The 20,357-nt window shown below is 73.3% G+C and carries 18 protein-coding genes; 9 read left to right on the top strand and 9 right to left on the bottom strand.

Features of this window, described 5'->3' with window-relative positions; translation table 11 throughout:
* The first annotated feature begins 20 nt into the window (after positions 1-20).
* On the top strand, positions 21-2,921 hold the full coding sequence (gcvP, locus tag ACZ47G_RS31110) for an aminomethyl-transferring glycine dehydrogenase (protein WP_380456845.1): 2,901 nt from the start codon (positions 21-23) through the stop codon (positions 2,919-2,921).
* A gap of 129 nt (positions 2,922-3,050) precedes the next feature.
* Here the strand turns inward: gcvP and ACZ47G_RS31105 are convergent, their stop codons facing one another.
* Together ACZ47G_RS31105 and ACZ47G_RS31100 are read right to left on the bottom strand one after the other, a co-directional pair.
* Complete coding sequence (locus tag ACZ47G_RS31105) at positions 3,051-3,242, bottom strand: DUF5999 family protein (RefSeq protein ID WP_380456847.1); 192 nt, start codon at positions 3,240-3,242, stop codon at positions 3,051-3,053.
* Between the two features lie 435 nt (positions 3,243-3,677).
* Positions 3,678-4,250, bottom strand: coding sequence for a hypothetical protein (locus ACZ47G_RS31100; protein ID WP_465748376.1), 573 nt, complete (start codon positions 4,248-4,250; stop codon positions 3,678-3,680).
* A 377-nt stretch (positions 4,251-4,627) separates the two neighbouring features.
* Between ACZ47G_RS31100 and ACZ47G_RS31095 the strand changes: the two genes are divergently transcribed.
* Both ACZ47G_RS31095 and ACZ47G_RS31090 read left to right on the top strand, forming a co-directional pair.
* Complete coding sequence (locus tag ACZ47G_RS31095; RefSeq protein WP_465748374.1) at positions 4,628-6,133, top strand: glutamate-cysteine ligase family protein; 1,506 nt, start codon at positions 4,628-4,630, stop codon at positions 6,131-6,133.
* A gap of 69 nt (positions 6,134-6,202) precedes the next feature.
* Positions 6,203-7,018 carry a CPBP family intramembrane glutamic endopeptidase gene (locus ACZ47G_RS31090; protein WP_465748372.1) on the top strand — a complete coding sequence of 272 codons (816 nt, stop codon included), beginning with the start codon at positions 6,203-6,205 and terminating at the stop codon, positions 7,016-7,018.
* Here the strand turns inward: ACZ47G_RS31090 and ACZ47G_RS31085 are convergent.
* From ACZ47G_RS31085 to ACZ47G_RS31060, 6 genes are all read right to left on the bottom strand, one after another.
* Positions 6,996-7,535, bottom strand: a complete 540-nt coding sequence (locus tag ACZ47G_RS31085; protein WP_465748370.1) for an HAD domain-containing protein — start codon at positions 7,533-7,535, stop codon at positions 6,996-6,998. The two genes, ACZ47G_RS31090 and ACZ47G_RS31085, sit on opposite strands and share 23 nt — an antisense overlap.
* Before the next feature lie 100 nt (positions 7,536-7,635).
* The gene (locus ACZ47G_RS31080) at positions 7,636-8,919 is read right to left on the bottom strand and encodes an MFS transporter (RefSeq protein ID WP_465748368.1); all 1,284 of its coding nucleotides are present in this window, start codon (positions 8,917-8,919) and stop codon (positions 7,636-7,638) included.
* A 62-nt stretch (positions 8,920-8,981) separates the two neighbouring features.
* Positions 8,982-9,683 (bottom strand): dienelactone hydrolase family protein, encoded by a 702-nt coding sequence (locus ACZ47G_RS31075; RefSeq protein WP_465748366.1) that lies wholly within the window; start codon positions 9,681-9,683, stop codon positions 8,982-8,984.
* 57 nt (positions 9,684-9,740) lie between these two features.
* Entirely contained in the window at positions 9,741-11,153 is a 1,413-nt protein-coding gene (locus ACZ47G_RS31070; RefSeq protein ID WP_465748364.1) for a sugar porter family MFS transporter, read from the bottom strand.
* A gap of 114 nt (positions 11,154-11,267) precedes the next feature.
* Positions 11,268-11,927, bottom strand: a complete 660-nt coding sequence (locus ACZ47G_RS31065; protein WP_465748362.1) for an FMN-binding negative transcriptional regulator — start codon at positions 11,925-11,927, stop codon at positions 11,268-11,270.
* A 12-nt stretch (positions 11,928-11,939) separates the two neighbouring features.
* Positions 11,940-12,668 (bottom strand): pyridoxamine 5'-phosphate oxidase family protein, encoded by a 729-nt coding sequence (locus tag ACZ47G_RS31060; RefSeq protein ID WP_465748360.1) that lies wholly within the window; start codon positions 12,666-12,668, stop codon positions 11,940-11,942.
* Positions 12,669-12,702: 34 nt separating this feature from the next.
* Between ACZ47G_RS31060 and ACZ47G_RS31055 the strand changes: the two genes are divergently transcribed.
* Complete coding sequence (locus tag ACZ47G_RS31055) at positions 12,703-14,040, top strand: aminotransferase class I/II-fold pyridoxal phosphate-dependent enzyme (protein ID WP_465748358.1); 1,338 nt, start codon at positions 12,703-12,705, stop codon at positions 14,038-14,040.
* A 156-nt stretch (positions 14,041-14,196) separates the two neighbouring features.
* Positions 14,197-15,390 carry a GDSL-type esterase/lipase family protein gene (locus tag ACZ47G_RS31050; RefSeq protein ID WP_465748356.1) on the top strand — a complete coding sequence of 398 codons (1,194 nt, stop codon included), beginning with the start codon at positions 14,197-14,199 and terminating at the stop codon, positions 15,388-15,390.
* Between the two features lie 89 nt (positions 15,391-15,479).
* Here the strand turns inward: ACZ47G_RS31050 and ACZ47G_RS31045 are convergent, their stop codons facing one another.
* Positions 15,480-16,838, bottom strand: a complete 1,359-nt coding sequence (locus tag ACZ47G_RS31045; protein WP_380456871.1) for an NAD(P)/FAD-dependent oxidoreductase — start codon at positions 16,836-16,838, stop codon at positions 15,480-15,482.
* A gap of 180 nt (positions 16,839-17,018) precedes the next feature.
* On the opposite strand from ACZ47G_RS31045, the gene ACZ47G_RS31040 reads away from it, so the two are divergent.
* The 4 genes from ACZ47G_RS31040 to purB all read left to right on the top strand — a co-directional run bounded on the left by ACZ47G_RS31040 (position 17,019) and on the right by purB (position 20,352).
* Positions 17,019-17,774: a HipA family kinase gene (locus tag ACZ47G_RS31040; RefSeq protein WP_465748354.1), complete on the top strand. Its 756-nt coding sequence runs from the start codon at positions 17,019-17,021 to the stop codon at positions 17,772-17,774.
* Positions 17,771-18,187: a DUF3037 domain-containing protein gene (locus tag ACZ47G_RS31035; protein WP_465748352.1), complete on the top strand. Its 417-nt coding sequence runs from the start codon at positions 17,771-17,773 to the stop codon at positions 18,185-18,187. Before ACZ47G_RS31040 ends, ACZ47G_RS31035 begins: the two co-directional genes overlap by 4 nt.
* Before the next feature lie 94 nt (positions 18,188-18,281).
* On the top strand, positions 18,282-18,740 hold the full coding sequence (locus tag ACZ47G_RS31030; RefSeq protein ID WP_380456877.1) for a MarR family winged helix-turn-helix transcriptional regulator: 459 nt from the start codon (positions 18,282-18,284) through the stop codon (positions 18,738-18,740).
* A 172-nt stretch (positions 18,741-18,912) separates the two neighbouring features.
* Positions 18,913-20,352, top strand: a complete 1,440-nt coding sequence (purB, locus tag ACZ47G_RS31025; RefSeq protein ID WP_465748349.1) for an adenylosuccinate lyase — start codon at positions 18,913-18,915, stop codon at positions 20,350-20,352.
* Positions 20,353-20,357: the final 5 nt, after the last annotated feature.

Here is a 20,357-nt window from a genome sequence, read left to right as displayed (position 1 = left end):
ACCAGGAGGCCTCGACCACCATGAACGCCCAGCCGAACGCGGGACGCCCCACCAGCGCCTCGACCCTCACCGAGCTTGAGCTGGCCAGCCCCTTCGAGAACCGCCACATCGGCCCCGACGCCGCCGCGCAGGAGAAGATGCTGGCGTCCGTCGGCTACGGCTCGCTGGACGAGCTCGCCGCCACCGCCGTTCCCGAGGCGATCCGTTCCATCACCGCCCTGGACCTGCCCGCGGGCCGCAGCGAGGCGCAGGTCCTCGCCGAGCTGCGCGAGCTGGCCGGCCGCAACCAGGTGCTCCAGCCGATGATCGGCCTGGGCTACTACGGCACCTTCACCCCGCCGGTGATCCTGCGCAACGTCATGGAGAACCCGGCCTGGTACACGGCCTACACCCCGTACCAGCCGGAGATCTCGCAGGGCCGCCTGGAGGCGCTGCTCAACTTCCAGACCCTGGTCTCCGACCTGACCGGCCTGCCCACCTCCGGCTCCTCGCTGCTGGACGAGGGCACCGCGGCCGCCGAGGCGATGGCGCTGGCCCGCCGCGTGACCAAGGTCAAGGGCGGCGTCTTCCTGGTCGACGCCGAGACCCTGCCGCAGACCGTCGCGGTGATCAACACCCGCGCCGTGCCGACCGGTGTCGAGGTCGTCGTCGCCGACCTGTCCGGGGGCATCCCGGCCGAGATCGCCGAGCGCGGCGTCTTCGGCGTGCTGCTGCAGTACCCGGGCGCCACCGGCGTGGTCCGCGACCTCACCCCGGTGATCGAGCAGGCCCACGGGCTGGGCGCGATCGTCGCCGTCGCCGCCGACCTGCTGGCGCTGACCCTGCTCAAGTCCCCGGGCGCGCTGGGCGCCGACATCGCCTGCGGCACCTCGCAGCGCTTCGGCGTGCCGATGGGCTTCGGCGGTCCGCACGCCGGCTACCTCTCGGTGCGCGCCGAGTACGCCCGCTCGCTGCCCGGCCGCCTGGTCGGCGTCTCCGTCGACGCCGACGGCAACCGCGCCTACCGCCTGGCGCTGCAGACCCGTGAGCAGCACATCCGCCGCGAGAAGGCCACCAGCAACATCTGCACCGCCCAGGTGCTGCTCGCCGTGATGGCCTCGATGTACGCCGTCTACCACGGCCCGGACGGCCTGGCCGACATCGCCCGGCGCACCCACCGCTACGCCGCCGCCCTCGCCGAGGGCCTGCGGGCCGGCGGCGTCGAGCTGCTGCACGGCGAGTTCTTCGACACCGTCACCGCCGTCGTCCCGGGCCGCGCCGCCGAGATCGCCGCGGCCGCCCGCGCCAACGGCATCAACGTGTTCCAGGACGGCGAGGACCGGATCTCGGTCTCCACCGACGAGACCACCACCCGCGAGCACCTGGCCGGCGTCTGGGCCGCGTTCGGCGTCCCCGCGGTCGAGGTCGCCGAGGCCGCCGACGCGCTGCCCGCCGCGCTGCTGCGCGCGGACGAGTACCTGACCCACCCGGTCTTCCACAGCCACCGCTCGGAGACCGCCATGCTGCGCTACCTGCGCCGCCTGTCGGACCGGGACTACGCGCTGGACCGCGGCATGATCCCGCTGGGCTCCTGCACCATGAAGCTCAACGCCACCACCGAGATGGAGGCGGTGACCTGGCCGGAGTTCGGTCAGCTGCACCCCTTCGCGCCGGTCGACCAGGCCGCGGGCTACCTGACCCTGATCCGCCAGCTGGAGCAGCAGCTGGTCGAGGTCACCGGCTACGACGCCGTCTCGATCCAGCCGAACGCCGGCTCCCAGGGCGAGCTGGCCGGCCTGCTGGCCGTCCGCGCCTACCACCACGCCAACGGCGACACCCAGCGCGACGTCTGCCTGATCCCGTCCTCGGCGCACGGCACCAACGCCGCCTCCGCGGTGATGGCCGGCATGCGCGTCGTCGTGGTGAAGACCCTGGTCGACGGCGACGTGGACGTCGAGGACCTGAAGGCCAAGATCGAGCAGCACCGCGACAACCTGTCGGTGCTGATGGTCACCTACCCGTCGACCCACGGCGTGTACGAGACCCAGATCACCGACATCTGCGCCCTGGTGCACGAGGCCGGCGGCCAGGTGTACGTGGACGGCGCCAACCTGAACGCCCTGGTCGGTCTCGCCAAGCCGGGCAAGTTCGGCGCGGACGTGTCGCACCTGAACCTGCACAAGACCTTCTGCATCCCGCACGGCGGCGGCGGCCCGGGCGTCGGCCCGGTCGCGGTGCGCGCCCACCTGGCGCCGTACCTGCCGAACCACCCGCTGCAGGCGGAGGCCGGCCCGGCCACCGGCGTCGGCCCGATCTCGGCCGCGCCGTGGGGCTCGGCGGCGATCCTGCCGATCTCCTGGGCGTACGTCCGGCTGATGGGCGGCGAGGGGCTCAAGCACGCGACCCAGGTCGCGGTGCTGAACGCCAACTACATCGCCAAGCGCCTGGCCCCGCACTTCCCGGTGCTCTACACCGGTCCGGGCGGGCTGGTCGCGCACGAGTGCATCATCGACCTGCGCCCGCTGACCAAGGAGACGGGCGTGACGGTGGACGACATCGCCAAGCGCCTGATCGACTACGGCTTCCACGCGCCGACGATGTCCTTCCCGGTGGCCGGCACGCTGATGATCGAGCCGACCGAGTCCGAGGACCTGCACGAGATCGACCGCTTCTGCGACGCGATGATCGAGATCCGCGGCGAGATCGACAAGGTCGGCTCGGGCGAGTGGGCCGCCGACGACAACCCGCTGCGCAACGCCCCGCACACCGCCGCCACGCTGGCCGGCGACTGGGCGCACGGCTACTCGCGGCAGGAGGCGGTCTTCCCGGCGGGCGTGAACCCGGCGGACAAGTACTGGCCGCCGGTGAGCCGGATCGACGGCGCGTACGGCGACCGTAACCTGGTCTGCTCCTGCCCGCCGCTGGACGAGTACGGCGTCTGAGCAGGAACGCGGCAGGGCCCTGGCAGAACGTTTCTGCCAGGGCCCTGCCCTTTGCGTCTCGGTGTCTCCCCCCGCCCGATGGGCCCGGGCCGTACGGTTCCGGCCGTACGGTCGTCGGGCCGGGTCGGCTCAGGCCGCGTGGGCGACGGGCCGGCGCGGGCCGATCACCCGGCCGTCGGGCAGCAGCTCTCCGGTGTCCTCGAACAGGACGACGCCGTTGCAGAGCAGGCTCCAGCCCTGCTCCGGGTGGCAGGCCACCGGTACGGCCGCCTCGCGGTCCTCGGACTCGGCCATCGGGCACTCAGGACGGTGCTGGCACATACGCGTACCCTCGCTTCGCTCTGCGATCCTCCCCGTGGTGCGGTCACCGGAGGTCGAGCCGTCCGGAGCCGCCTGGTGGTCGGATCCTGTCCGCGCATCAGCCAGGTTTGACCGATGCTCAAGTGGGTAGGACAGGTGGTCCTTCCACGCTAGTTCCCAGTGTCGGCATCCGAGCTCGCGCGCGCAGCAATTTGGTGACATGCGCCACAACTCCGGGGCAGAGATCACCCGTTCAGGTGGGGCCCGGGGGAATCCGCGCACCGGTGGGTCAGTCGGCGCATGGCCCGACGGGGCCATGGCGGGTGGCCCACTCGGGTGGTAGCCGTTCGGGTGATGCCGTCAACGACCGTCATCGGCCGTCAGCGGCCGTCGGAGCGCACGGCGAAGGGCCGCCGGGCACGGTGCCCGGCGGCCGGTGCGGCGGGTGGCGCGGGCTCAGGCGGAGCCGAGCAGCAGCGGCCGGGCGAGCGGGGCGCGGGTGAGCAGCGGGAGCAGTTCGGCGGCCGGGTAGGCGCGGTGCGCGGTGACGCCGAGCGGGGCCGGGGCCAGCGGGATCAGCAGGTCGGTGGACGGGCCGGCGTCGGGGCTGTGCAGCCAGAGCGCGGTGGCGTACTGGCCCGGGAAGGTCAGCAGCCGGGGCTGGCTGCGGGAGCGGGAGCTCTGGGCGAGTTGCCAGGCCTCGCGCAGCGCCCGGACGGTGGAGGAGAGGTACGGGCCGGCGGTGAAGTGGGAGAAGGTGTGGCCCTCGGCGCTCTGCACCACCTCGGCGGCGGCCGCCACCTCCGGGCCGTCCTTGATCAGGAAGCGCCAGCCCGTCCGACGGGCGTTGGGCAGTTCCGGGTGCGGACCGTCGAGGACGTGCACCGCGAGCGGGTGCGCGGGGAGCAGTGGACCGGTCGGGTGACGCAGCGCTGCGGCGGCGGGCTGGCGCAGTGCGGTCTCCGAGTCGAGCGCGCCCAGCACCGCGCGCAGGGCGCTCGGTGGGGGCTGGGGGGTCTGCAGGGTCATGGCGGGTCCGCCTCTCCAGGTGAGATCGGCGTGCGAGTGCGGCATACCGGCGCGGCGCGGTGCGTCTACGGTGACGGGGGGCCGGCCTTGTCCGGTTGTGCAGGATCGCGGCGCCGGCGCGGTCGCCGCCCTCGACGAGGGCCTCGGGGCGGGGAACGGACCGGCCGGAGCGCAGTGCGAACTCAGCGACTTCATCGAACAAATGCGCAGGGTGATCTGTTTATCACAGGCGGTGGCGCCGAGCAAGTCTGCAGATGGCCTGAATCACCGTCAGATCCCTTGCATTGCAAGCCAGTCGGCGCGTTCGGGTATCGATCTTCGAGGTGGGCATGATGCTGGCACGGTCGACCGGCCGGGTGTCTCAGGAGGAGGGGACCGTGGGCGAGAAGGTCGTGGCGACTCGGGCGGATCTCGCGGATCGGCAGCAGTACCGGCTCAAGCTCCAGGCCTGCCTCGACGCGCTCGGGCGGATGCTGCGCGAGGACCGCTTCGACCGGCCGCGGGCGGTGATGGGGCTGGAGATCGAGCTCAACCTGGCCGACGAACAGGGCCTGCCGGTGATGCGCAACGCCCAGGTGCTGAGCGCGATCGGCTCCAGCGACTTCCAGACCGAGCTGGGCCAGTTCAACATCGAGGTCAACATCGTGCCGCACCGGCTCTGCGGGCACGTCTTCGAGGAGCTGCGCGAGGAGATCGACACCGGACTGCGCTACGCCGACCGGCAGGCGGCCGAGGCCGGCGCCCGGATCGTCATGGTGGGCATCCTGCCGACCCTGGAGAACGATCACACCGGGCTGGACGCGATGAGCCACAACCAGCGGTACAGCCTGCTCAGCGACCAGATCCTGGCCGCCCGGGGGGAGGACATCGCGCTGGACATCGAGGGCGTCGAGCACCTCCAGCTGGAGTCGATCACCATGGTCGCCGAGGCCGCCGCGACCTCGCTGCAACTGCACCTCCAGGTGACCCCGGAGCGGTTCTCCTCGGTGTGGAACGCCGCCCAGGCGATCTGCGGGCCGCAGCTCGCGCTCGGTGCCAACTCCCCGTTCCTGTTCGGGCGGGAGCTGTGGCGGGAGACCCGTCCGGTGCTCTTCCAGCAGGCCTGTGACACCCGTTCGGCGGAGCTCAAGGCCCAGGGCGTGCGCCCGATCACCTGGTTCGGCGAGCGCTGGGTGGACTCGGCGTACGACCTGTTCGAGGAGAACCTGCGCTACTTCCCGGCGCTGCTGCCGATCTGCGACGACGAGGACCCGCTGAAGGTGCTGGCCTCCGGCGGCGCGCCCCGGCTCGCCGAGATGCGGCTGCACAACGGGACCATCTACCGCTGGAACCGGCCGGTGTACGACGTCTCCGGCGGGGTCGCGCACCTGCGGGTGGAGAACCGGGCGCTGCCGGCCGGGCCGACGGTGGCCGACACCCTGGCCAACGCCGCCTTCTACTACGGGCTGGTGCGGGTGCTCGCCGAGCAGCCCCGGCCGATCTGGACCCGGCTGCCGTTCGAGCGGGCGGACGAGAACTTCCGGCAGGGCGCCCGGTACGGCATCGACGCGGTGTTCCAGTGGCCGCGCTCCGGCCGGGCCGGCCGCGGCGGCGGACTGCAGACGGTGTCGGCGGTCGACCTGGTCCTCAACGAGCTGCTGCCGATGGCCTACCAGGGCCTGGACGAGTGGGGCGTCGAGCCCGCCGACCGGGACCGCTACCTGGGGATCATCGAGCAGCGCTGCCTGCGCCGCACCAACGGCGCGGCCTGGCAGAGCGCCACCTTCCACCGGCTGCGCGAGCGGTACGGGATGGACCGCCCGGCCGCGCTCGCCGCGATGACCAGGCGCTACGCCGAGCACATGCGCGGGGGCGAGCCGGTGCACACCTGGCCGGTCGGCTGAGCGCTCCGGGGACTGTGTCAGGATGATCGCTCCGGTCGTCGGCCGACCGCCGGAGCCATCACCCGTTCGATGGAGCATCCGTTCGATGGAGCGCCCGTGACGACCCGCTCGACCGCGCCGGAGAGCGCGCCGCCCACCCCGCGCCTGCTCGGCGTGGAACTGCTGATCGTCCTCGGACTGTCGCTCGGGGCCAGCGGGATCAGCGCGGTGATCAGCTTCGCGGGCTCGCTCACCGAACCGATCCACCTCGGGCAGCAGGTCGCCACGCTGAACGGCTCGCGCGCGCCCGGGCGGCCCTGGCTGGACCTGGTGTGGCAGCTCTACTCCATCGCGCGCGGGCTGATGCCGGTGGTGCTGGTCGGCTACCTGCTGGTGCGCGAGGGCGCCTCGCTGCGGGTGCTGGGCTTCGACCTGCGCCAGAAGCTGCGCGACCTCGGCCGGGGCGCGGGCGTCGCGGCGGCGATCGGCGGCTCCGGGCTGGCGCTGTACCTGGCCTCGCAGGCCGCCGGGTACAACCTGACGGTGGCGCCCTCGGGACTGCCGGACGTCTGGTGGCGGGTGCCGGTGCTGGTGCTGTCGGCCTGGCAGAACGCCATCCTGGAGGAGGTCGTCGTTCTCGGCTACCTGCTGCGCCGGCTGGCGCAGCGCGGGTGGTCCTGGCCCGCGGTGGTGGTGGCCAGCTCGGTGCTGCGCGGCTCGTACCACCTGTACCAGGGGGTCGGCGGGCTGGTCGGCAACATGGTGATGGGGGCGGTCTTCTGCCTGCTGTACCGGCGCTGGGGGCGGGTGATGCCGCTGGTGGCGGCGCACGCGCTGATCGACACGGTGGCCTTCGTCGGGTACGCGCTGCTCGCCGGGCACGTCAGCTGGCTGCCGACCCCCTGAGCGGTCCGCCGGCCGGCAGCGCGTGGCCGCGCGGCGGGCGGGTGAGCAGTCGGTCGACGTGCCGGCGCTCCAGGCCCTGGCCGGGGTCGATCGGCAGCAGCAGGCGGTCGCGGCGCCACATCGAGTGGCGGACCAGTCGGGACGGGATGACGTCGTCCACCCAGGCGAACGGCCGGCCCTCGGCGTAGCGCAGCAGCGGCGCCCACTTGCGGGCGGAGAACAGCTCCATGAGCGGGACGCGCGGGTCGCCGGGCTGGGGGACGTAGCCGGTGAAGCGGACGAAGGGGAGCGGGTCCAGGCCGATCGCCGGGGCGATGTGGTCGTTGGCGTGCTTCTCCCAGGTGGTGGCCCAGACCAGTTCGTAGGTGCCGGCCAGCTCGCGCAGCCAGGCGCCGTGCTTGGCGGCGAGCAGGACGGCGTAGCCCAGCAGGGTGTGGGAGTCGAACCCGGCGTCCGGATGCGGACAGACCGGGTTCAGCACCCCGTCGACGTCCAGGAACAGCAGTGGCTTCGGCACCGGTGGGCCCCCCAAGTGGATGGTGTTTCCTACCTGGTCGGACGAACCACCCGTACCGGTGGTTGCTCTTCGACGGGCGCACGCGGGGCGCACAGGGCGCTCACGGCGCGGGCGCGGGCTCGCTCGCGGGCACCGGTGCGTCCGGGGTGCTCCGACGGGGAGCGCGGCGGGACAGTCGGCGGACCTGCGGGTCGATCAGCACGGCGGCGCTGAGCAGCAGGCACAGCGCGGCGCAGGCCCAGAGCGCGCCGGACAGGCCGAGCGCGGCGGCCACCGGGCCGGCCAGCGCGGTGCCGACCGGGGCCAGCGAGTAGGAGCCGAGCTCGTCGTACGCGGAGACCCGGGAGAACATCTCCTCCGGGATCTCCTGCTGGAGCACGACCATCCAGTTGACGCCGAAGACGGTCACCCCGACGCCGGACAGGAACATCGCGGCGACCAGTGCCGGCAGCGGTGCGCCGGCGGCCAGGGCCAGGGCGGGCGCGCCGAACAGGAACACGCCCCAGTTGCCGACCAGCAGGATCCGGCGGGGGCGCCAACGGGCCATCAGCAGACCGGTGACCACCAGGCCGACGCCGTAGGCGGACATCGCCAGACCCCAGGCGCCCGCGCCGCCCAGGCGCTGCTCGGCCACCGTCGGCCCGTACACCGACTCGACCGTGTTGATGCAGGCCACCACCACGGCGAACTGCAGCACGATCACCCAGAGCCAGCGGCGGGAGGCGAACTCCTGCCAGCCCTCCCGCAGGTCGCGCAGCATGCCGCCGCCCGTGGGCGCGGGGGCGGACTCGGCCTCCAGGAGGAACCGCAGGCCGGCGGCGGCCAGGAAGCAGAGGGCGTCCAGGCCGAGCACCCAGCCGGGGCCGACCGCGGCGGTGAGCGCCCCGCCGAGGGCGGCGCCGCCGATCTGGGCGGCGTTCTGGCCCATCCGGAAGACCGAGAAGGCCCGGGCGGCGTGCTCCCGGGGGACGGCCTGCATGATCATGCCCCCGGCGGCGGGGGAGTAGAGCGCGTAGCCGGCGCCGCCGGCGGCGGAGAGCACCAGCAGCTGCCACAGCTGGACGTTCCCGGCCAGGACCAGGGCGGCCAGGACGGCCTGGGAGGCGCCGCTGAACAGGTTGGCGGCGACCATGACGTGGTGGCGCGGCAGCCGGTCGGCGAGGGTGCCGCCGACCACCACCAGCAGCACGGTGGGCACCAGCCGGGCGGCGGTGACGTAGCCGATCTCGGCGGCGCCGCCGCCGTTGCCGAGGACGGCGAAGGCGGTGGCGATGGGGGCGCCGGCGTTGCCGAGGCCGCTGATCACGGTGGCGGCGGTCTGGATCCGGAAGTTGCGGCTCGCCCAGGACAGTCGGCGGGCTCGCGGCGGGTGTGGGGTGGGCACCCCGGTGACTATGGCCGGAGTTCGTACAGGTGTCCATCGGGTTTCGGCACCCGTCCGGTGCGTCAGCCGAGGTGGCCCCAGAGGAAGGTGAGGGTGCGCCGCCAGGCGATCCGGGCCTGCAGGGGGTCGTGGGTGCCGAGCGGGTTCTCGTCGTTCATGAAGGCGTGCCCGGCCGGGTAGAAGTGGATCTCGGGGCGGACGTCGGTGGCCTCGCCGATCCGGATCGCGGCCTCGTCCACGGCGGCCATCGGGATGGAGCCGTCGAGTTCGCCGAAGTGGCCCAGGACGTGGGCGGTCAGGCCGCGGTAGTCGAAGTCCGGGTCCGGCGGGAGGCCGTAGAACGGGACCGCGGCGGCCACCCGGTCGCCGGCCCGGGCGGCCAGCACCAGGGCGAAGCCGCCGCCCATGCAGAAGCCGACCACGCCGACCGCGTCGCCGACCACGTCGTCCAGCGCGAGCAGGAAGTCGACGGCGCCGGAGAGGTCCTCCACGGCCCGCTCGACCGGCAGTTCGCGCTTGAGCCGGGCCGCCTCGGCGCGGTCGTGGGTGGTGGCGCCGCCGAACAGGTCGGGGGCGAGGACGGTGAACCCCTCGGCGGCGAAGCGGTCGGCCATGTCCGCGACGTGCGAGGTGAGCCCCCACCACTCCTGCACCACCACCAGGCCCGGCCCGACCCCCTGCGGAGGACGGGCCAGGTACCCGTGCGCGGTGCGGCCGTTGCTCGGGAAGGTGACGTTCTGCCGGGAGCCGCCCTGGTCAGGCATGGCTTCCTCTCGGTGGGTCGGGCCGCGTGCGGCGAGGGGACGGGATGGCGCGGACGGTCAGCCCATCTCCTCCAGGGCGCGGCCCTTGGTCTCCTTGATGCAGAAGGCCACGAACGGGATCGAGAGCAGCGCGAAGGCCGCGTAGATGACGTACGTCGCGGAGAGGTTCCAGTCGGCGAGGTCCGGGAAGCTGACGGTGATCGCCCAGTTGGCGATCCACTGGGCCGACGCGGCGACCGACAGGGCCAGCGCGCGGATCCGGTTGGGGAACATCTCGCCGAGCAGCACCCAGACCACCACGCCCCAGGAGAAGGCGAAGCAGAGCACGAACACGTGCGCGGCGACCAGGGCGACGGTGGCGTGGGTGTTGTCCAGGGTGGCGGTGTCGCCGGTGCCGTGCCGGTAGGAGAACGCCCAGGCGGCGGTGGACAGGGCGAGGGCCATGCCGATGGAGCCGGCCAGGGCCAGCGGCTTGCGGCCGATCCGGTCCACCAGGGCCATCGCGATCACCGTGCCGATCACGTTGATGATCGAGGTGGAGAGGCTGATCAGCAGCGAGTTGGACTCGTTGATGCCGACCGACTGCCAGAGGAGGGAGGAGTAGTAGAAGATCACGTTGATGCCGACGAACTGCTGGAACACCGAGGCGCCGATGCCGACCCAGACGATCGGCAGCAGGCCGAAGCGGCCGCCGAGCAGGTCCTTGAGCCGGGGCTTGTGGGTGGACGCCAGCACCGCGCGGATCTCGGCGACCCGGGCGTCCAGGTCGACGTCCTCGCCCTCGACCTCGGCCAGCACCTTGCGGGCCTGGGCCTCGCGGTGGTCGGCGATCAGGTAGCGCGGCGACTCCGGGATGGCCAGCGCCATCAGGCCGTACACCAGGGCCGGGATGGCCTCGACGCCGAGCATCCACTGCCAGGCCTGGATGCCGCCCAGGTGGCCGGTGGACTCGCCGCCGGCGGCCTGGTTGAGCGCCCAGTTGGCGAGTTGGGAGACGGTGATGCCGAGCACGATCGCCATCTGCTGGAAGGACGCCAGCCGGCCGCGGTAGGCGGTCGGGGCGACCTCGGCGATGTAGGTGGGGGCGATCACCGAGGCGATGCCGATCGCGATGCCGCCGACCACGCGCCAGGAGGCGAGCGCCTCGATGTTCGGCGGGAACATCGAGCCGATGCCGCTGGCCGCGAACAGCACGGCGGCCAGCAGCATCGTGCGCACCCGGCCGAAGTGGTCGGCCAGCCGGCCGGCGATCACCGCGCCGACGGCCGAGCCCAGCAGCGCGATGGCCACCACGAAGGCGGTGGTGCCGTGGCCCACCGCGAAGTGCTTCTGGATGCCGGTCACCGCGCCGTTGATCACGGCGCTGTCGTAGCCGAACAGGAAGCCGCCCATCGCGGCGGCCGCCGAAATGAAGATCACGTGCCCGAGGTGGGCCTCGCCGGACGCCCGTTGCTGGTGGACTGTGGACACGTGCGCTCCCCGGGGTGGACGGGCCCGCTCTGACGGCTGGGCAGGACTCGTCTCACATTCGAGCAGCGCGGCGGTCGACCTGCCCGAGTTCAGGGCCGATCGGGTGAAACAGGGTCAGTCGGCGGTGCGGGTGGGGCCCGTGCGCCGCTCGTGGCGCCGCAGCAGCTGGGCGCGGGCGGCGGCGTCCTGGTCGCGGCGCAGGGCGGGGGCGTCCGCCCGGGCGGCGAGTCGGTCGGCGATCGCGTGCTGCGCCGCGGCCGGCTTCTTGTCGTCGTACTTGAACTTGGCGCGCACCTCGCGGACCGTCAGCCGCAGCCCGCGCAGGCCGGGCAGCAGCCGGGCGAACTCGCCCTCGCCGGGGACCACCCGGACCTCCGGGGTCTCCGGCTGGAAGTGCGCCAGCTGGCGGTTGAGGATCTCCGCCTTGCCCGCGGCGGACTCGACCAGTTCGGCGGTGCAGTGGAAGTGGACCGAGGCGTAGTAGCTGGTGGGCGTGCCGGGCTCACCGCGCCAGTGGCCGGGGGCGAAGGTGTAGTCGTCGGTGACCGCCAGGGTGACGTTCGGGTCGGCCCGGACGGCGGCCAGCAGCGGGTTGGGTGCGGCGAGGTGGAGCAGGATCTCGCCGCGCCCGGCGTCCAGCAGGAAGTGCGTCGGGACGAGCACCGGGCCCTCGCCGGGGCGGCCGTTGGCGGCGAGCAGGCCGAAGTCGCGGCCCTCGGCCAGCCAGGCCCGCCACTCCTGCTCGTCGCCGCGGTCCCAGGACCGGATCAGCATCGGGGGCCCTCCTCAGCGCGGGAACGCGCGCATGTGCGCGGGCAGCGGGATCGTCGGGTCGTACGGCTCGGGGGCGCCGAACACGGTGCTGACCGGGACGATGCCGGACCAGTGCGGCAGGTCGGCGTCGGCCGGGTCGTCGTCGGCGCCGTCCTCGCGGGTCTTGGCCGAGACCTCGTCCAGCTCCAGCCGGATCACGGCGGTGGCGGCGAGCTCCTTGGGATTGGCCGGGCGGACCTCGCCGGAGCGGCCGGGGACGACCTGGTCGACCAGCGCGGCCAGCGCGACGTCCAGCTCCTCGGGGTCGGTGACCTGGTACGCGGTGCCGTGGGCGACCACCGAGCGGAAGTTCACCGAGTGGTTGAAGGCGGACTTGGTCAGCACCAGGGCGTCGACGTGGGTGACGGTGACGCAGACCTTCAGGCCCTGCTCGTCGGTGGCGGCGCGCAGCGGGCGGCTGCCGGTGGAGCCGTGCAGGTAGAGCCGGCTGCCGACCCGGGCGTAGATCGTCGGCAGGACGACCGGGGCGCCGTCGGCGACGAAGCCGAGGTGGCAGAGGTAGGTCTCGTCGAGGATGGCGTGGATCGCCTCCCGCTCCCAGGTGGCGCGGTCCTTGTAGCGGGTGGGGGTGGTGCGGGGGGTGCGGGGGTAGTTGGCGGCCGCCTCGGGCTGGGATCCGGAGGGGGCGTCCCGGTGGGCTTCCGGGTGGGCGTCCGGATGGGCTTCCGGCGTGGTCGACATGACAACCTCTATGTACTAGTGCATAATCTACTTTGTGCTAGGAGACTATCCGCTGACAGGGCGACGCGCCAGCGAAATCGCGGCCCACATCGAACAGGGCGTGAGCAGCGGGCGGCTCGCCCCCGGAACCGCGCTGCCCCCGCTGCGCGAACTCGCGACGGAACTCGGCGTCAACCCCAACACCGTGGCCGCCGCCTACCGGCTGCTGCGCGACCGCGGCGTGATCGAGACGGCCGGGCGCAAGGGCAGCCGGATCCTCCCCAGGCCCGCGCTCACCCCGCGCGACCAGATCCGCATCCCCGTCCCCGCCCGGGCCCGCGACCTGTCCAGCGGCAACCCCGACCCGGCGCTGCTGCCCGACCTCGCCCCGGCCCTGACGGCCGCCGCCGAGGCCGCCCGGGCCGAACCCGTGCTCTACGGGCACCCGCGCACCGACCCCGGCCTGCTCCCACTCGCCCGCGCCTCCTTCGAGGCCGACGGACTGCCCGGCGGCCCGATCGCCGTCGCCTCCGGCGCCCTGGACGCCGTCGAGCGCACCCTCGGGGCCTGGCTGCGCCCCGGCGACCCGGTGGCCGTCGAGGACCCGGGCTGGGGCAGCCTGCTCGACCTGCTGCCCGCGATGGGCCTGCGGCCCCTGCCGGTCCGGCTGGACGACGAGGGACTGCTGCCGGACTCGCTGGCCGCGGCGCTGGCCCAGGGCGCCCGCGCGGTCGTGGTGACCAGCCGGGCGCAGAACCCGACCGGCGCGGCGGTCGGCGAGGCCCGGGCGGCGGAACTGCGGGCGGTGCTGGCCGAGCACCCCGGGGTGCTGCTGATCGAGGACGACCACGGGCACGGCATGGTCGACCAGCCGTACCGGCCGCTGGTCGGGGCCGGCTCACGGCACTGGGCGGTGGTGCGCTCGGCGGCCAAGGCCTACGGGCCGGACCTGCGGGTGGCGGTGATGGTCGGCGACGAGGAGACGGTCGGCCGGGTCGCCGGGCGGCTGCGGCTCGGCGCGGGCTGGGTCAGCCACCTGCTGCAGCGCGCCGTCGCCGAACTCTGGCGGGCCGACGCGGCGCCGGCCGCGAGCGTGGCCGCCGCCTACCGGGCGCGCCGGGAGGCGCTGCTCACGGAGCTGGCGGCGCGCGGCATCGAGGCGCACGGGGCGAGCGGGCTGAACGTCTGGGTGCCGGTGCCGGACGAGACCTCGGCGCTGGCGGCGCTGGTGCAGCGCGGCTGGGTGGCGGCGCCCGGGGCGCGGTTCCGGATCCAGTCGCCGCCCGGGCTGCGGTTCACCGTCGCGTGCCTCGACCCGGCGGGCGCAACGGAGCTGGCCGACGACCTGGCGGCGGTCCTGGGAACGGGCGGCGGCGACACCAGGCTGGTCTGAACCCGTCGGTAACAAAGCGGGAAACCTGCTGCACGTACCTAGCGGTGACCGGCACGGCCATGTCATCTTCCTTGCGCCACCGGCCGGCGGCCTTCCCTCACCTACGCGTCTTCCCGTCCCCATACCGCGGGGAGACCGAGCCGCAGGAGTTCCGCCGTGCCCGAAAACGGTTCGAGCATCACCCGCAGCACCCCTCGACTCGGCCGACGGCTGCTCACCGCAGCCGCCGCCCTGCCGCTGACCCTGGCCGGACTGGCCCTCGCCGCCCCCGCCTCGGCGGCCCCGGCCACCGCACCCAGCGGGCCGACCGCCAGCGTCGCCCTCGGCGACAGCTACATCTCCGGCGAGGCCGGCCGCTGGAAGGGCAACTCGGCCGACTCCAGCGGGAACCGGAGCGGCACCGACCGGGCCTGGAACGGCAGTTCGTACGACCCCTCGGTGGTCTACGGTCCGACGGCGGCGAGCGGGTGCGACCGCTCCGACGTCGCCGAGGTGCTCGGCGCCCAGGGTGTCGCGCAGAAGCAGATCAACCTGGCCTGCTCGGGCGCCGTCACCGGCAACGTCTTCCGCGCCTCCAACGGCGGGCAGCCCCTCAAGGGCGAGGCCCCGCAGGCCGACCAACTCGCCACCGTGGCGGCCCAGAACAACGTCAAGCTGATCACGCTGTCGATCGGCGGCAACGACCTCGGCTTCTCCAGCGTCATCTCCAACTGCGTCCAGGACTACCTGGTCTGGTACTCCTACTGCCACAACTCGCAGCAGTCGGCGATCGACTCGAAGATGCCCGCCGCGATGGCCGGGGTCGGCAAGGCGATCGACGAGATCCGGGCCGTCATGGCCAACGCGGGCTACGCGCCGTCCGACTACCGGCTGGTGCTCCAGTCGTACCCCTCGCCGATCCCGCGCAGCGCCGAGATGCGCTACCCGGAGAGCGGCTGGAGCCGCTCGGACACCGGCGGCTGCCCGTTCTGGGACGGCGACGCGGACTGGGCGCGCGACTCGATGGTGCCGCAGATCTCCAAGGCGCTGGCCGGAGTGGCGGCGTCCAAGGGGGCGCAGTTCCTGGACCTCTCCAACATGCTGCAGGGCCGCGAGGTGTGCTCCACCTCCGCACAGCAGCCGACCGCGGGCTCCGGCCCGTCCGCGACCACCAGCGAGTGGGCGCGCTTCCTGGACGGCGGGCTCAACACCACCCAGGGCGTGCTGCAGGAGTCGATGCACCCCAACTACTACGGGCAGCAGGCGCTCGGCGCCTGCCTGAGCCGGCTGTGGGCGCGGCCGACGGGCAACTTCGCGTGCAACAACACGGCCGGGCGGGACGCGAGCGGGATGTACCTGACGGCGGAGTGAGGCGGACGTGCCGCCGCCCCTCCGCCCGGGTGGGCGAGGGGCGGCGGGGCGGTTCGGGGCGGGCTTCGGGCTCGGGGTCGGCCGTTGGGTCAGCCCTTGGCGAGCAGGGACTGGGCGTGGGCTCGTACCTGATCCTTCGTCAGGTATGCGTCGGTGTACTCGAAGTCCTGCAGTCGGGCGGGCTGGCGGGCCAGGAAGCCGGTGCGGACGAAGTCGTCCCCGGCGGTCGCGTTGAGCAGCCAGTTCGCGCCCACCCGGAACTTCGCCACATTGGTGCGCATCGCCATCAGGTGGTAGCCGCGGGCCACCAACTGGGCCGGCACGCCGCGCAATTCGACGCCGACCGGCTTGGACACCGCGTCCTTGCCGCCGAGGTCGACCACCAGGCCCAAGTCCTTGTGGTAGTAGGGCTCCAGGGGCTGGTTGCGGAGCGAGGCGATCACGTTGTCGGCCACCGCGCGGCCCTGGCGGGCCGAGTGCTGGGCGGTCGGCGGGCAGACCGCGCCGTCTCCCTTGGCCAGGTCGGGGACGGCGGCCGCGTCACCGAGCGCGAACACGCCCTCGAACTGCGGCACCCGCATCTCGGCCGTCACCACCAGCCGGCCGCGGACCGTCTCCGCGTCCAGGGTGCCGATCAGCGGGCTCGCGGCCACGCCGGCGGTCCAGATCAGGGTGCGGCAGGGGAGCACCCGGCCGTCGGTGAACTTGACCGACTCCGCGCCGACTTCGGCCACCGAGACACCCAGCGACACGTCGATGCCGCGGTCGCGCAGCACCTCCAGGGCGGCCGTGCCGAGAGCGTCGCCGAGCTCGGGCATCAGCTTGGGGGCGATGTCGATCAGGTGCCACTTGATCTGGCGGGCGTCCAGCCGGGGGTAGCGGCGGGCGGCGGCGGTGGTCAGGCGCTGCAGGCAGGCGGCCGTCTCGGTGCCCGCGTAGCCGCCGCCGACGACCACGAACTGCAGCCGGGACTCGCGCTCGCGCTGGTCCAAGGTGGCCGAGGCGAGGTCGAGTTGGGCGATCACGTGGTCGCGGACGTAGGCCGCCTCGGCGAGCGTCTTCATGCCGCGGGCGTAGTCGGTGAGCCCGGGGATGTCGAAGGTGCGGGTGACGCTGCCGGGGGCGAGCACCAGGACGTCGTACTTCTGCGCGACCACCTCGTCGGTGATCTTGCGGACGACGCACACCCGGGAGGCCGGGTCCACGCCGATGGCGCCGCCCGGGACGATGTGGGTGCGGCGCAGGCTCCGGCGCAGCGAGACCGCGACGGACTGGGGGGTGAGGACGCCGGCGGCGACGTGCGGGAGGAGGGGGAGGTAGAGCTGGTAGCTGAACGGCGTGACCAGCGTGATCTCGGCCTCCGACGGCGAGAGCTTGCGTTCGAGGCGGCGGGCGCACTCCAGGCCTGCGAAGCCGCCGCCCACGATCAGGATCCGAGGTCGTTCCATCGCTCATCCCTTTGCCGTACAGGTCGTACCGGAAGGCCCCCATTACTGTCCGCCACACTCGCACGGAGCAGCGGGGGCTGCCACCGGGGTGGGGCGGAGGGGGGAGGAGGGGGAAAGGGGACGGGTGGGGCGTGGGGCGGGGACGTACGGAGGGGGAGGGGCACCGATAGGCTGTCGGGCGTGCTCCCCGAGGTGACGGCGGTCCGGTATGTGACGCCACTGCGAGAAGGCGGCTCGATGCCGGGCCTGGTCGAGGCCGACGACCGGCGGCTGTACGCGCTGAAATGGGTCGGCGCGGCGCAGGGCCGCAAGGCCCTGGTGGCGGAGGTGCTGGCCGGGGAACTGGGCCGGCGGCTCGGGCTGCCGGTGCCGGAGCTGGTGACGATCGACCTGGATCCGGTGCTGGCGCGCAGCGAGCCGGACCACCAGGTGCAGGACCAGATGCGGGCCAGCGGCGGGACCAACCTCGGGATGGCCTTCGTCAGCGGCGCGCTCAACTTCGACCCGCTCTGCTTCGACGTGGACCCCGAACTGGCCGGGCAGGTGCTCTGGTTCGACGCGCTGATCGGCAACGTCGACCGGTCCTGGCGCAACCCCAACCTGCTGGTGGCCACCGGCGGGCTGCGGCTGATCGACCACGGCGCGAGCCTGATCTTCCACCACAACTGGGCCGGCGCCGCCGCCTGGGTGCGCCGCCCGTACGACGCGTCCGACCATGCGCTGCTGCGGGCCCGGCCGGATCTGGCGGCGGCGGACAAGGCGCTCGCGCCGCTCGCGGAGGCGGCGGTCGAGGCGGCGGTGGCGCAGATCCCCGAGGTGTGGCTGATGGACGAGTTCGGATTCGACTCGCCCGAGGACGTGCGCGCCGCGTACCGCTCCCAGCTGACCGAGCGACTGGCCGGTCCGCGTGACTGGCTGCCGGAGGTGCCCGCATGACCGAGCCGCTGTCGGCCGCGCTGCCGGCCGTCGTGGAGCTGCACGACTACGAGTACGCCGTGATCCGGGCGGTGCCGCGGGTGGAGCGGGGTGAGTGCGTGAACGTCGGGGTGCTGCTGTACTGCCGGCAGAACGCCCACCTGGCCGCGCGCACCCACCTGGACCAGGCCCGGCTGCTGGCGCTGGACCCGGTGGCGGACGTGCAGGGGGTGCGGCGGGCGCTGCAGGGGATCGAGGCGGTCTGCCTGGGTGGCCCGGCCGCCGGTCCGGCCGCTTCGGACAGCCCCGGGCAGCGGTTCCGCTGGCTGACCGCGCCGCGCAGCGCGATCGTCCAGCCGGGGCCGGTGCACACCGGGCTGACCGCGGACCCGGAGGCGGAGCTGCGGCGGCTGTTCGACCAGCTGGTGCTCTGACCTTCCCCCGATCGATGGACGTGTGAGGCGGCTCGCCGACGGTTGCCGTGGTCAAAGCTTGAGTTACTGAAGCACTCGGCCGTACGCTGACCCCATGGGTTCGACCTCGACGACGACCGTACCGACCAACGCCGAGCTGATGGAGGCGTTGGCCGCCGTCGGCGCCGCGTACTTCCAGGACTTCGCGGCGGCCGCGGCCCGGCACGGGCTGTCCTCCTCCCAGGCCAAGGCGCTGGGCTCGGTGCAGGAACCGGTGCCGATGCGGGCACTGGCCGGGCGCCTGGGCTGCGACGCGTCGAACGTGACCGGGATCGTGGACCGGCTGGAGACGCTGGGCCTCGCCAACCGGGAGGCGGCCGCCGGCGACCGCAGGGTGAAGATCGTGGTGATCACGGACGAGGGCCGGGAGATCCTCAACCGCATCCGCGGCGAGATGGCCCGCACCCACCAGGCCTTCGAGGCGATGACCGACGAGCAGCGGATCGCCCTGCACTCGATCTGCGGGCAGGTCCTCCCGGTGCTGGCCGGCCGGACGGGCGTCGCGCAGCAGTAGCGGCCGCCCCGCCGGTGCGCTCGCGGGTGCACCGGCGGCTGCGCTCGTGGGTGCATCGGCGGGCCGTGAGTGCACCGGTGGGTTGTGGCGGATCGGCGGGTTGTGGCACATCGGCGGGCGGGAGCCGGGCGACCCCATCCGCCGACGTTCGGCGTGACCTCGGCTGTTAGGCTTGCGAAGCGTGAGCGCGAAGCCCCAGATCCCCAATGTCCTGGCCTCCCGGTACGCCTCGGCGACCCTGGCCCAGCTGTGGTCCCCCGAGCACAAGGTGGTCCTCGAGCGCCACCTGTGGCTCGCCGTCCTGAAGGCCCAGCAGGACCTCGGTGTCGAGGTGCCGGCGAACGCCGTCGCCGACTACGAGCGGGTGATCGACCAGGTCGACCTCGGCTCGATCGCCGCCCGTGAGCGGATCACCCGCCACGATGTGAAGGCCCGGATCGAGGAGTTCAGCGAGCTCGCCGGGCACGAGCAGATCCACAAGGGGATGACCTCCCGGGACCTGACCGAGAACGTCGAGCAGCTGCAGATCCGCCAGTCGCTGGAGCACGTCCGGGACCGTACGGTCGCCGTGCTGGTGCGCCTGGCCGACCTGGCCGCCCAGCACTCCGAGCTGGTCATGGCCGGCCGCTCGCACAACGTGGCCGCGCAGGCCACCACCCTGGGCAAGCGCTTCGCGTCGATCGCCGACGAGCTGCTGGTCGCCTTCCGGCGGCTGGAGGAGCTGATCGCCCGCTACCCGCTGCGCGGGATCAAGGGCCCGGTCGGCACCGCCCAGGACATGCTGGACCTGCTCGGCGGCGACACCGAGAAGCTGGCCGAGCTGGAGCGCCGGGTCGCCGGCCACCTCGGCTTCGAGAACGTGCTCACCAGCGTCGGCCAGGTCTACCCGCGCTCGCTGGACTTCGAGGTGCTCACCGCCCTCGTCCAGCTGGCCGCCGCGCCGTCCAGCCTGGCCAAGACCATCCGTCTGATGGCCGGCCACGAGCTGGTGACGGAGGGCTTCAAGGAGGGCCAGGTCGGCTCCTCCGCGATGCCGCACAAGATGAACACCCGCTCCTGCGAGCGCGTCAACGGCCTGGCCGTCATCCTGCGCGGCTACGCGTCGATGACCGGCGAGCTGGCCGGCGACCAGTGGAACGAGGGCGACGTCTCCTGCTCGGTGGTGCGCCGGGTCGCGCTGCCGGACGCGTTCTTCGCCTTCGACGGCCTGCTGGAGACCTTCCTCACCGTCCTGGACGAGTTCGGCGCCTTCCCCGCCGTGGTCGAGGCCGAGCTGGACCGCTACCTGCCGTTCCTGGCCACCACCAAGGTGCTGATGGGCGCGGTGCGCGCGGGCGTCGGCCGGGAGACCGGCCACGAGGTCATCAAGGAGCACGCCGTGGCCTCCGCGCTGGCGATGCGCGCGGGCGCCCGGGAGAACGAGCTGCTGGACCGCCTCGCCGCCGATGAGCGGATCCCGCTGGACCGGGCCGCGCTGGACGCGCTGCTGGCCGACCGGCTGTCCTTCACCGGTGCGGCCGCGGCGCAGGTCGCCGAGGTCGTCCGCCAGGTGGAGGCCGTCGCGGCGGCCTACCCGGCGGCGGCCAAGTACGCGCCGGGCGACATCCTCTGACGTAG

Source organism: Kitasatospora sp. NPDC030952 (genome assembly GCF_055571335.1).
This window is presented reverse-complemented; position numbering and strand designations above follow the sequence as displayed.